Source organism: Roseiflexus sp. (assembly GCF_057785375.1).
In genome coordinates this window covers 107,039-119,472 of the sequence record NZ_JBYNRX010000091.1, presented here as the reverse complement: position 1 = coordinate 119,472, position 12,434 = coordinate 107,039, and the positions used below count along the sequence as shown (strand labels likewise).

Here is a 12,434-nt window from a genome sequence, read left to right as displayed (position 1 = left end):
GGTATTATGATAAGGATGAATAAGTGATCGAGATATGCGTCGTGCCTTGCAAACGTGGCGCCAGTAATTGATGGTCATGCGCAACTCATCATCCATATACGAAACCACAGGCGTCTCCAGAGCATATCCGGCGTATAGCAGCAGATAGTCGCCCTCTGAAGACAGCGACGGAGATCGCACTATGCCAGATTACCCGATACGAAATCCGGCGATTGTTCTGGTGGAGGATGAACCCGACATTCTCATCATTCTCCATCGCCTTATGCGCGATCTCACCGGCGGCTACGATATCGTCACCGTGACCGGCGGTGCAGAAGCCCTGGCACAGATTGCGCTACGTCCGGTGCCGCTGGTCATTACCGACTACAATATGCCGGGGATGAACGGTTTGCAACTGACCGCAGCCATCAAAGAGACGTCCCCTGATACGCGCGTCGTCCTGATCACGGCATATGCGACCCCCGAACTGGAAAAACGCGCCCGCGAGCAGCGCGTCGATTATTACCTGCCGAAACCTTTCCCCCTCGACCGCCTCGAACAGATTGTGCGTGATGTGTTGAGTTAGGGGTTAAGGATCCAATCCCTAACCCCTAATCCCTATAACCCCTAACCTCCTCCCAACCGCCGCTTGCGTTCTGCCAGATAACTCTGGATCGCCAGGAATGACGGACGCGGACTCCAATCCGGGTTCAGAATGCCAAACGATGCCTGCTCGTGGTTCGGTTTCCCCTGCGCGCCCCAGAGGACGGCAAAGTTCATGTTCCACAAAAAGGTGACCCCCACCCATGGTTTGCCGTCGGGGGTGCGATACAGTTCATCAATCCGCCGCATCGCGCTGATGATATAGTCGCGCTGCTGTTCGAGCGACACATAGTTGCCGAACTCATACCCTGGCGTGTCATTGGGCGTCGCCCAACCAAATTCGGTGATCCAGATCTGATGATCGCCGACCCCTTCTTCCACCATGAACTTGCGCACATTCTCAACATGGCGGAAGTAGTGCGTCGGATGGTCATTCCAGCAACGATCCGGCGCCGGTTTGCACCCCTCGATATAACTTGGCTTTTCGGGCCAGAGGGTGTCGGGCGGGTTGGCAGCGCCGCCGGGATGGACCGCCTGCGCGTCGAAGTAGTCCTTGATCAACCCTCCCTTGTACTCGTACATCGCGCGGTAGTAGCGCTCATCGGAAACCGCAAGCGATGGCTCATCGACGCCGCTCGACGACGGCGCGCCTGCCAGTACGAAAATGCGCGGCTCGACTGCCTTGATCCGCTTGTAGCATTCCACCAGGATTTCAACATAGTGCCCGGCATCCTCGACCGTCACCCGTCCGCCGTTCTCGACCGCCAGGTTCTGTTCGTTCCAGATTTCGATTGCCTTGATCTTCGTGCCATACCGCCGAACCATCGCTTCAACAAAATTGCCCATTGTCACCGGGTCACGCGGCAGACCATTGGTCGGATTGTAGAACGAGGGCGCTTTGACGACGCTGATCAGCAGATTGAGATTCCGCGCTGCGACATCGTTGACGATGTTGTCGAGTTCCCCCCATTTGTAATCACCCGGTTCCGGTCCTTCGATATCCTTCCACTGAATCTGCTGCCGGACCCAGGTATACCCTGCAATTTCCGTCAGCGTCAGCACCCGTTCGCGGTCGGTGTAGTACAGGTGCGTCACCACCCCATGTTCGGTCTGTGGCAACGTCAGCGGGAACGTCAACTCGACCGGCGTTTCAGTTGGCGCCGGAACGGTAGGCGCAACTGTCGGATCATTTGCGATTGCGGTTGGCGATGGCGCCGCCGGATTGGCCGGCGAGACGACGGGCGGCGCGGTCGGCGCATTGATCGCCGCCGTCGGCGGCGCCGTTCCCGACGATTGAGGCGCACCGCCGCATGCGGCGAACAGCGGCGTCAATACGCCCAGCAGCAGAATGAGCGTAAGCTGACGCCGATACAAAAAGGGAATCTTCACTGCGTTACTCCTTTGGTCCTGAATGAAACTCCATTGCGCTATCGATACCCGGTCTGCAAACCTGTCCGAATCACCAATGGGCGGGCGTCATCGTGAGCGCGGCGACATAATCTCTCCGCTCGTCAGAAGCCTGCTTCGAGCCTGTCCGAAGACCCAAAGAGACCAGCATCATCGCACGCGAAGCAATCTCCCCGCTCAGCAGAAGACCCCGCTTTCGCTTGCACTCCTGGCGATGACGGCAGGCGCATGGTGCTTGGATAGGCGCTTGCTGCCACGTTCAGCGACATGAGCAGCCGACCGCGACTATTATAGCCGAGCATCAGACGCCATCCGATACAAGCGGGCTGACGTTCGCGTGATTCGTTGCTGACACGATATGTCCAACAGATGCGATGGGGATTGAAGGTTACAGGCGCAGACGTTGAACGTGGCGGACGCAAAGTGGGCAACGGCATGTAGGGGCGCGCGCTTGGCGCGCCTGGGGCACAGTGGACCGGGCACGAGGCATGCGCGAAAGGGAGCATTTTCGCGCCGGAGGCGCGCCCACGCGCACAGGGCACGGCGGGATGCGCTCCTGGTCGGTCGTAGGTTTCCCGCAGCGCGCCCACGCGCACACGGCACGGTGGGAATGTTCCTGCCCTCGGCGCGCAGACCTCGAGGCGCGCCCACGCGCACAGGGCATAGTGGTCGGTTCTCAGTTCTCATACTAACGTGCGGTCAGTCAGACAAGATGTTCGAGCGCCCGGTTCGCACGGCGTAACGATCCACAACGCGCGTCGGCAGTCGTGGACGCATGACTCCACCCTGGCGTCAGCAGCCCCAACGGGGCTTGCACTTGCTCAGCGAGGGCTTTAGCCCGCAACACCCCAGCATCCCGCTGCGCGCCCCGGCAGCATGGTACGAATGACCGCACATGAGTATCAGTTCTCAGGGCGCGCCCACGCGCACAGGGCACGGCGGCGCGACTGGTCGGCGAGGTGGTTGCAGACGAGGGCGTGCCCACGCGCGCAGGGCACGGCGTCCGAGACAGAGGCGGGTTTCATCCGGACGCATCCACTGCGACCGCGTCGAGCAGACGACGCACCTGACTCAGCAAGGTATGACGATTGAACGGCTTTTGCAGAAAAGCGACGACTGGATTGTCGTAGGGGACTGATACCTGACGGGCATAGCCAGACATAAAGAGCACGCGCACACCAGGATAGCGGAACTGAACCCAGGACGCCAGTTCGACACCGCTCATCCCCGGCATCACCAGATCGGTGAGCAGCAGATGAAGCGCGTGCTCAGAAAGCGTCTCGACCACATGCTGCGCTTCATGCCCATTGCTCGCCTCGATGACGGTATACCCATCATCGCGCAGGATGCGCACTGCCAGGCGCCGAACCGCCGGTTCGTCCTCGACCACCAGGATCGTTTCTAACCCGCGCTCCGGTTGCGTATCCGCCTCGGATTCCTGGCAATGCGGCGACTCGCCGGCGGCATACGGCAGGCAGACCTCAAAGCGCGTTTCCTGTCCCACTTCGCTCTCAAAGCGAATAAACCCACCGTATTGCTGCACAACGCCCAGGCACGTCGCCAGACCCAGACCGGCGCCCTTTCCATGCGCTTTTGTGGTAAAGTACGGCTCGAAAATATGCGCTTTGATCTCATCCGAAATGCCGATGCCGGTATCCTGAACGACAATGCATACATAGTGCGTTGATCCTGCTACATCGTCTGTCGCCTCCATGAGCGACGTGGTCAGCGTGAGCGCGCCCCCTTCCGGCATCGCATCACGCGCATTGACGATCAGATTCATCACGACCTGCTCAAACTGATGCGGATCGATATGGATCGGACAGGGATCCGGCGCCGGCGACCAGGTCAGGCGGATGTCTTCACCGATCAGGCGCGTAATCAGGGGAACCATCTCATCTATCACCGCGTTGGCATCGATGATTTGAGGGGAACCCGGTTGACGCCGCGCAAAGGTGAGCAACTGGCGCACCAACCCGGCTGCTCGCGCAGCGCTCTGGCGGATCGCCTGAAGATCCGGGTATGCTGGCGAGTCCGGCGGCAATGTCGCCAGCACCAGATCGGCGCTGCCGCCGATCACGGTCAGGATATTGTTGAAATCGTGGGCGACGCCGCCTGCCAATCGTCCAATCGCTTCCAAACGCTGCGCGTGCATCAATTGCGTCTGAAGCCGTTCGCGTTCGACTTCTTCCTGCTTGCGCGCAGTGATGTCGAAGAAAATGGTTGCAAACTGATCCGGTCCCAGCGGCGATACCGAAATGAAGAAATGCTTTCGCATCGGCTCGAAAAAGACTTCAAACTGCGCCGGCTGACCGGTGGCGACGACTGCGCTGAACTCTGCGAGATACGGCGGCTCAGGCGTGCCATAGACATCGGTCGCAAGGCGATCGATCACCTCTTCGCGATGAAGACCAATGATCCGTTCGTACTGTTGGTTGACATCGAAGATTTCATAATTGATTGCTCTGCCGCTGTCATCATAGATCAGACGATGAAGCGCGACACCTTCGACCATATTGTTGAACAACGAACGGAAGATCTGTTCACGCTGATGGAGCGTCGCTTCGGTGCGCTGACGATGAATGGCGCTGGCGATCAACTGACCGGTCAGTTGAAACGCCTCAATCACTGCATCGGACGGCTGGTATTCGCGGGTCACCACATCAAAGCCGATCCATCCAATGAGCTGCGCGCCGACGAACAACGGGATGCCAACAGCCGTTTGGATGCCAAGCCGAACCATCTCCCGCCGTATCACCTCATATTCAGAGGACTCCGGCACATCCCGCCGCTGTACTATGACGACCTCGCCACGCCGCATCGGTTCAATCACCGGCGCAAAATCCCGAAGATCAATCCGATTGCGTCTTCTCCCATCCGACACGACATCGGGACGCGCCCACTCGTGGGTTCTAATCGCCTGATCACCGGCGGGCGTTATCAGGAAGATGTAACTGCGCTCGATACCGGTGAGTCGGACGACCTGTTCGAGCACACCGGTGATCTGCGCATCGATCTGCGCTACCTCACAGCGCACAACATCGTTGGCCGCCTGCTGGATCAACTTAATGAAACGGAGCCGGTTGTGGAGCAATGCCTGTTTGCGCTTGCGCTGCGTAATATTGCGCCAGATCAGGAGACGCCCGTTGATCCGGCCTTCCTGGCTGACGAGCGGACTGATCTTAACCTCGAAGAACTGGTGCTGCCACTGACTTTCCAGCACCTGCTCGCCCGGCTCGCGACATGCCTGAACCAGCGCAGGACAGTCCGCCAGCACCGTCTCGATTGGATGCCCAAAGAGCGACCTGCCGTCGGGCGCGAACAGGCGCTGCGCCGCCGGATTCATGTCAATAATCCGATTGCGGTCGTTGAGCACAATTACCGCATCGCTCATCACCTCGACCACATACTCGCGCGCAATTGGCGCCAGCGTAAAGAGCCGGTAGCGAAACATGCTCCAGAGAATTGCCAGACCAGAGAATGCCAGCGCTATTGGGGTCAGGTCGAGCGGCATAAAGGGATGCAACCCGAAGAGTTGCAACAGGTTCGCAAGCCATGGCACAAGTGCACTCAAGGCAATCATTGTTGCACGACTGCGATACAGCGACGACGCCCGGCGCGCGGCGCGCCAGAATATCACCATACCCAGGACAATCAATGCGTAGCTGTACACTACGAACACCCACACCCACGGACCAGGGATGACGTTCAACAGGACGAACGAACCTTGCTGAACCAGCGCAGCGTGTGCATAGTACAGACCGTGCGCACTGTTTGTCCAGTTCAGCGCAACCGTTGCAATCGGGATGACGTACCACGGCGCGCCACGCCAACGCCACAGCCACATCGCGTACCTGGTGTAGGCGATGACAAAGCGCAGATACAGCACCGGAAGGAATGCAATGCCGAGGTGGGCGACGCCAAGCCAGAGCAGTTTGGTCGGAAGCGACGTGCTAACCAACGTCAGCCCGTATGCCAGCGTCCAGACCACGGCTGCCGCCATGAGCATGACCAGTTGCGTGGCGCCGGCCGTCATCCGCTGGCGCCAGGCATACAGCGCGACCGCTGTTTCAATGAGCGCTGCGGTCAGGAGCAACGAGGTAAAGACGGGCAACAACCACATGGTCAGCGACTCCCTGCAACGCATTCGGGGTCAAAATGCGCGTTGCGCAGAGCAACGAACATCCTGACCCCGGGGTCTCTGCGCCAATCGGAAGATCTGGCCGATTGACACTATTGTACCGATTGTACTACCACTTCGTAACGAATTCGTTGTGTTTCTAAACCACCTCCAGCGCCTGCGCCAGATCGGCGATCAAATCTTCGGGATGTTCGACACCAATTGAGAGCCGGATCATCGCCGGGGTAATCCCCAGTTCTATCCGTTCTTCGGGATCGACGTCTGCATGGGTCATGGTTGCGGGGTGTTCGGCAAGCGATTCAGTGCCTCCCAGGCTGACTGCCAGGTGGATCAGTTGCAACGCATTCAGCAGACGAAACGCCTCGGCCTCGCCGCCGACGACCTCGAATGAAATCATGCCCCCTGGCGCGCTGCACTGACGCTGAAACACCTCGTATTGCGGGTCGTCTTCGGTCAGGTTGCCCAGGTAGTGCACGCGCGCCACCTTTGGGTGCGCATCCAGAAATGCGGCAACGTGCCGCGCGGTTTTCATCTGGGCGGTCATGCGCAATTTGAGCGTTTCCAGGCTGCGCAGCAGCAACCAGCCGGTGTGCGGTCCCGCCATCGTGCCGAAGATCGTGCGCAAAATCTTGACCTGATCCAGCAATTCGCGGCTTCCCAGGCAGACCCCCGCGATGACATCGCTGTGCCCGCCGATGTATTTAGTGGCTGAATAGAGCACCAGGTCGGCGCCGTGTCTGAGCGGTTGCTGCCAGAGCGGTCCCAAAAACGTGTTGTCCACCGCCACCAGAATGCGGCGCGTGCCGCTCAACCGTTCTGCCAGCGCAGCATATGCCGCAATGTCAACCAGGTCGTTCGTCGGGTTGGCGGGCGTCTCAATGAACACGAACGCCAGACGTTCGATCAGCCCAAGGCGGGCAAGATGACGTTCCGCCTGTTCCGGCGGCGTCCCGGCGCGAAACCCGACCACGCGGACGCCGAATTGCGGCAGAATGTGCTTAAGCAGGAAATCGGTGCCGCCATATACCGGTTCGCTGTGGAGCAATACATCGCCAGGACGCAGAAATGTCAACAGTGTGGTGGTGATCGCTGCCATGCCGCTCGCAAAGACCGCCGCCGCTTCGGCTTCGTCCCACAGCGTCAACCGGTCTTCGAGGATTTCGAGGTCGGGATTGTTGAGACGGCTGTAGATCAACCCCATCTGCTCACCGTCACGACGCGACCGCAGACCATACGCCAGTTCAAAGAATGCCTTGCCCTCTTCGGCCGATTTGAAAATGAACGTCGAGGTCTGGAAGATCGGGATTTTGGCGGCGCCCTCCGACCATTCGGGGCGGTAGCCGTAACTCATCATCAGGCTTTCCGGATGGAGAGGACGACCGTTGAGGTATCCTTCCGGTTTGCGCTCTGCCATACCTGCCTCCTTGCACGTGAGCGGAACGCCGCTGTTCCGCCGCTGCTAATCACGCGGGCCGAAAAACCACTGCATTACGCGCAGTTCGTCGACCGCCAGCCGTTGTTGCATGACTTCATGATAGACGACGCTGCAATCATATGGAACGCTGCGCAGCGAGATGATCCCGTCTTCGATGACGATGTAGTGCGCCTCTTGATCCGGATCATCCATTCGGCGGTAGGACGCGCTGCCGGGATTGAGCCAGACCTCGCGTTCGCCAAGCGTCATAATCCCCTGGCGATGGGTATGCCCCAGGATCAACCGATCGATCTCGCGATCGGGAAAGCGCGTCTGACAGAATGAACGATAGGCGTGGCGGCTCAAAATGAGTTCGTAATTGCGGTAGAGATGGGTCATGCCATAACGAACGCCGTCGAGATCAAAGGTCACCGCTTCCGGCAACGACATCAAGAAATCGGCGTCTGCCGCCGTCAACCGCCGGGCATTGTGGTGGCGCCACTGGAGTGCGCTGTCGGTGATGTGCCAGAGCGCCGGTTCGTGGAACGTTTCCGCCACCTGCCGGTCGTGGTTGCCCTGCACGCACACGACGTTACGGGCGCGTATCCAGTCGAGCACTTCACGCGGGTATGCGCCATAATCGACCAGATCGCCGGCGCAGTAGACGGCGTCGGCGCCGCGCTCACGCGCCCAGATCGCTTCTAAGGCGATGAAATTGCTGTGGATGTCGGAAAGGATCAATGCTTTCATTACTTTTACAAGATACCAGATGTCAGGGTAGTGCTTGAATAAAGAACTGAGAACCAGGAATCGAGAACCGAGAACCGGAGGTTAGGGGTTGAATAAGCGCACACAAAGGCGCAAAGGCGCAAAGATACCGCATATGAAGCCGTTGGTGATGGCTCGTTTTTTAGAGCAATCATGACTTCACTGCAAAAAGATGTAACCACGAAGGTCACAAAGGGACACAAACGATTCACTTTCGTGCGCTTCGTGTCCTTGGTGGTTAGCCTTTGTGCAGTGGACTCAATCATGATGACCCTATGACCCTGGAGATCAGGACCGCACCTGTGGCGCGGATGGCAATGGTTTCGCCAGGCTCAACTGGCGTTGGCTGAGCCGGCGTTGGCTGAGCCGGCGTTGGCTGCGCCTGTCGAAGCCAACGCCAGTTCCACGACACACACTGCGGGCAACAGGACGCATCATCTGGTTGCTCACTCTACGATAACAGAACTGCCCAGGCGTGGCAATCGCGCCATCGGCGGCGCGCCCCTTGCAGGCGCCCCCAACCGACATCCGCATCGCCATCGGCGCGCCCCTTGCGGGCGCCCCCAACCGACATCCGCATCCAATCAGGTGTATGATAGACACACACTGCATGACAGAAATCGGAGTTCACCATGATCCGCGGACAGGTCACATCGGAAGAGTGGCAGACACTCTGCGCCGCGCCGTGGGCTGTGGGGTTGTACGTTGCCACAGCGGTCGGCGGTAAGGTGCAGGAGGTGCGTGAACGTTTGGCGCTCGGCGCGGCGCTGCACCGGGCATTGGAACGCGACCACGAACACGACCTGATCGGCGCAGTGGCGGCAGACATTCTGCGCGAAGCGCCGCCGGGCGCACGCTGGACCTGGCAGCCCGGCGATCGCCCGGCAATGTTGCGCGCGGTCACCGCTGCCGGGACCATTGCCTCCCGGCTTCCATCCGGTCTCGCCTTCCGCCGCTGGTTGATGGACCTGGCGCTTGAAATGGCGGCTTCTGAGATCGATGGCGGCTGGCTGGGCATCGGCGCCGAGACGATCCACCAGATGGAACAAGCCGTGCTGATCGATCTGGCGAACGCACTGGAACTGCCAAGCCGAGCATAATATCAGCCGCGCTCCCGGTTTCTGAGCGCCGGCTTCCGCCGCGCCCGACGCAACCGCTGCGGGATGATCGTCACCGGCGCCGGCCCGCCACGTTCACGCAGGAGTTCCAGGCGTCCCGGCGGATCGACTCCGAGGCTCAGCGACAGGCTGCCGTCAGGACAGGCATTGATGCACGCCTGGCACAAGATGCACTCGCTGGAGAGCACCCGCACGCCGTGATGCGTGTAATCGGTAATGCGAATATCCATCGGACAGGCGGCAACGCATTCGCCAAGCGCATTGCAGCGCTGCGGGTCGCCGCGCACCTTGAGGAGCGAGAGGCGCGCGGTAGGCAGCGCAAGCACGCCCGCCGGACACAGATACTTGCAGAAGGCGCGATTGTCGCGCAGAACGAACGCCAGAGTCACGCCGAGCACATAGTACAGGGCAACTCCGCCAATAAACCAGATCAGGGCATCGACGCGATCCGGCAGATACCGGAAGCCAAACCAGAGCAGCGCAATAAGCGCCATGCTCACAACCAGGTGCAGATAGCGCAGGTAGCGCCAGACTCCGCCACGACGCCCGTCGCTATGACGAAACGGCAGCAGATCGAGCAGCGCGCCCGTCCAGCACGCCCATCCGCAGTAGACGCGCCCGAAGATCAGCGGACCAAACAGTTTGGCAATGGCGAAGTGGAGCAACGCCGCTCCGAAAACACCGCTGAACAACTCGAAGAAGAACCCCTCGACTGCAACGATCGATTGTTGAGCCAGAACGCGCGCCAGCGCCGCAGCGAGCATCCCGATCCCAATTGCGGCGACCAGCGGACGACGACCGGCGATGCGTTTCGCCGGCGGCAGACTCAGGTAGAACAGAATTCCCGGAGCGATGATCGTTCCCAGATACCCGAAAAAGATCAGGGGCGCGAGTGACTGACTGATGACCCAGGCGCCTGCCCCAATTCCCCACAGCGTAGCAGCAGCGCAGCCTGCGGCTATCAGCCGCGTGCGCAACGTCAGCGCTTGCATCCGGCGCCCCTTTCGCTATGCGGTGTAACAGGGGTAAGACGCTCCCGTTGTCTCCAGAGTTTCATTGTTCAATCTTCATCAGCCGCCGGGCGGATGGGCTGCCAGACGCGCATCGGCGACGGCGCCGCGATGAGCGTTCCGCCACAATGTGCGTGCCGGCGCTCCCAGCCACGGCTGCGGTCAGCAGTTCAGGCGACGTGATGATGACTTCTCGCCCTCCGTGTGCCAGAAATCGCAATGCCGCCTCGATTTTCGGTCCCATATTGCCGGGCGGAAAATGCCCTTCGGCGGCGTATCGCCGCAATGCTGCGGCGCGCACACGCTGCAACGGCATCTCGTCCCGTCGGCGATAATGAAGATAGACACACTCGACATCGGTCGAAATGATGAGCAACCGGGCGTGCAGCAAGCGGGCAAGCAGCGCCGCCGCCAGGTCTTTGTCGATCACCGCCTCGACGCCAACCAGCTCACCGCCGCGGCGCACCACGGGAATGCCGCCGCCGCCCGCAGCGATGACCACATAACCAGATGCCGCCAGGTCGCGGATGGCGTCGATCTCAACGATCTCACGCGGTTCGGGCGAAGGCACAACCCGCCGCCAACCGCGTGCTGCATCCTCGACGACCGTCCACCTCTTGTCGCGGGCGCGCTGCTGTGCCTGTTCAGCCGTGTAGAATGGTCCCACCGGCTTCGTCGGGTGCTGGAAGGCGGGATCAGCGGGATTGACGACCACCTGAGTCAGCACAGTTGCCACCGGCGCCTGCACACCGGCATCGGCGAAGGCATGGATCAGCGCCTGTTCGAGCATATAGCCAATGGCGCCCTGTGTGCTGGCGCCGCATACGTCGAGCGGTTCGGGATACACATGATCGGCGGCGATCTCTGAGCGCAGCAGTTGCGCGCCAACCTGCGGTCCATTGCCGTGGGTGATGATGATCGCGTGCCCACGCTGCACCAGCCCGGCAATCGCGCGCGCGGTTGTGAGCGCATTCGCACGCTGTTCTTCGGTGCTGCCACGCTGACCGGAGCGAATGAGCGAGTTGCCGCCAATGGCAACAACAGTTGGTCTACGCACGGTCTGCTCCTGGCTGACTCATCAGATCGATCATGATCGCCTTCTGAACGTGGAGCCGGTTCTCTGCCTGATCGTACACCACCGACTGCGACGACTCGATCACCTCATCGGTAACTTCCTCGCCCCGGTGACACGGCAGGCAATGCATGAAGATCGCGTCGGGGCGGGCATACGCCATGAGACGCGCATTGACCTGATAGGCGGCAAACGCTTCACGTCGCACAGCCGCTTCCGACTCGCGCCCCATACTGACCCACGTATCGGTATAGACGACATCGGAGCCCATCACCGCTTCACGCGGATCGTCGGTCACTTCGATCACCGCACCAGAGACGCGCGCATCTTCACGCGCCATCTGGACGATCCGTCGATCCGGTTCATACCCGTGCGGCGTGGCGACAACCAGGTGAGCGCCGCATTGGGCAGCGCCAAACATGAGCGAATGCGCAACATTGTTGCCATCCCCCACATAGGCGATGCGGAGACCTGCCAGCCGGCCCTTGCGCTCCAGCATCGTCAGGTAGTCCGCCATCGCCTGGCAAGGGTGCAACAGGTCGGTCAGACCGTTGATGACCGGTACAGTTGCGTGCCTGGCTAACTCCACCACAGTGTTATGCTCGAATGTGCGCGCCATGATCCCATGAACCCAACGCGACAGATTGCGCGCCACATCGATCACGGCTTCGCGCTTCCCCAGTCCAATCTCCTGCGGTCCCAAATAGACGGCGAAGCCGCCGAGTTGCTGGACGCCGATCTCGAACGTGACGCGCGTGCGCAGCGACGGCTTCTCGAAGATCATCGCCAGCGCTCGGCCCTTGAGTGCATGCGCATATGCCATTGGCAACGCCTTGACATGGCGCGATAGGTCGAGCAAGCGCCAGAATGCCCCTTGCGGCAGATCATGGATCGAAAGGAAATGTCGGACGTGCATAGCGCT

The 12,434-nt window shown here is 60.3% G+C and carries 9 protein-coding genes; 2 read left to right on the top strand and 7 right to left on the bottom strand.

Going from position 1 to position 12,434, the window contains the following annotated elements:
- Positions 1 to 181: 181 nt before the first annotated feature.
- Complete coding sequence (locus AC3EA7_RS17865) at positions 182 to 565, top strand: response regulator (protein ID WP_488615424.1); 384 nt, start codon at positions 182 to 184, stop codon at positions 563 to 565.
- Positions 566 to 606: 41 nt separating this feature from the next.
- Here AC3EA7_RS17865 and AC3EA7_RS17860 read toward each other — a convergent pair whose 3' ends face one another.
- The 4 genes from AC3EA7_RS17860 to AC3EA7_RS17845 form a co-directional block, all read right to left on the bottom strand.
- Positions 607 to 1,971 carry a hypothetical protein gene (locus AC3EA7_RS17860; protein WP_488615423.1) on the bottom strand — a complete coding sequence of 455 codons (1,365 nt, stop codon included), beginning with the start codon at positions 1,969 to 1,971 and terminating at the stop codon, positions 607 to 609.
- 1,039 nt (positions 1,972 to 3,010) lie between these two features.
- Positions 3,011 to 6,112, bottom strand: a complete 3,102-nt coding sequence (locus tag AC3EA7_RS17855; protein ID WP_488615422.1) for a histidine kinase N-terminal 7TM domain-containing protein — start codon at positions 6,110 to 6,112, stop codon at positions 3,011 to 3,013.
- Positions 6,113 to 6,269: 157 nt separating this feature from the next.
- Complete coding sequence (locus tag AC3EA7_RS17850) at positions 6,270 to 7,544, bottom strand: cystathionine gamma-synthase family protein (RefSeq protein ID WP_488615421.1); 1,275 nt, start codon at positions 7,542 to 7,544, stop codon at positions 6,270 to 6,272.
- A gap of 45 nt (positions 7,545 to 7,589) precedes the next feature.
- Complete coding sequence (locus AC3EA7_RS17845; RefSeq protein ID WP_488615420.1) at positions 7,590 to 8,294, bottom strand: metallophosphoesterase family protein; 705 nt, start codon at positions 8,292 to 8,294, stop codon at positions 7,590 to 7,592.
- Between the two features lie 650 nt (positions 8,295 to 8,944).
- On the opposite strand from AC3EA7_RS17845, the gene AC3EA7_RS17840 reads away from it, so the two are divergent.
- On the top strand, positions 8,945 to 9,412 hold the full coding sequence (locus tag AC3EA7_RS17840; RefSeq protein WP_488615419.1) for a hypothetical protein: 468 nt from the start codon (positions 8,945 to 8,947) through the stop codon (positions 9,410 to 9,412).
- Between the two features lie 2 nt (positions 9,413 to 9,414).
- Here the strand turns inward: AC3EA7_RS17840 and AC3EA7_RS17835 are convergent, their stop codons facing one another.
- The 3 genes from AC3EA7_RS17835 to argF all read right to left on the bottom strand — a co-directional run bounded on the left by AC3EA7_RS17835 (position 9,415) and on the right by argF (position 12,428).
- The gene (locus tag AC3EA7_RS17835; protein WP_488615418.1) at positions 9,415 to 10,422 is read right to left on the bottom strand and encodes a 4Fe-4S binding protein; all 1,008 of its coding nucleotides are present in this window, start codon (positions 10,420 to 10,422) and stop codon (positions 9,415 to 9,417) included.
- A 61-nt stretch (positions 10,423 to 10,483) separates the two neighbouring features.
- Positions 10,484 to 11,497: a carbamate kinase gene (gene arcC, locus AC3EA7_RS17830; RefSeq protein ID WP_488615417.1), complete on the bottom strand. Its 1,014-nt coding sequence runs from the start codon at positions 11,495 to 11,497 to the stop codon at positions 10,484 to 10,486.
- Entirely contained in the window at positions 11,490 to 12,428 is a 939-nt protein-coding gene (gene argF, locus AC3EA7_RS17825) for an ornithine carbamoyltransferase (protein ID WP_488615416.1), read from the bottom strand. The genes arcC and argF overlap by 8 nt, the downstream gene beginning before the upstream one ends.
- Positions 12,429 to 12,434 lie beyond the last annotated feature (6 nt).

Excerpts from the sequence above, each read along its gene's own strand:
- AC3EA7_RS17865 (WP_488615424.1), top strand. The coding sequence starts at position 182 with ATGCCAGATTACCCGATACGAAATCCGGCGATTGTTCTGGTGGAGGAT.
- AC3EA7_RS17855 (WP_488615422.1), bottom strand. The coding sequence starts at position 6,112 with ATGTGGTTGTTGCCCGTCTTTACCTCGTTGCTCCTGACCGCAGCGCTC.
- AC3EA7_RS17850 (WP_488615421.1), bottom strand. The coding sequence starts at position 7,544 with ATGGCAGAGCGCAAACCGGAAGGATACCTCAACGGTCGTCCTCTCCAT.
- AC3EA7_RS17845 (WP_488615420.1), bottom strand. The coding sequence starts at position 8,294 with ATGAAAGCATTGATCCTTTCCGACATCCACAGCAATTTCATCGCCTTA.
- AC3EA7_RS17840 (WP_488615419.1), top strand. The coding sequence starts at position 8,945 with ATGATCCGCGGACAGGTCACATCGGAAGAGTGGCAGACACTCTGCGCC.
- AC3EA7_RS17835 (WP_488615418.1), bottom strand. The coding sequence starts at position 10,422 with ATGCAAGCGCTGACGTTGCGCACGCGGCTGATAGCCGCAGGCTGCGCT.
- argF (WP_488615416.1), bottom strand. The coding sequence starts at position 12,428 with ATGCACGTCCGACATTTCCTTTCGATCCATGATCTGCCGCAAGGGGCA.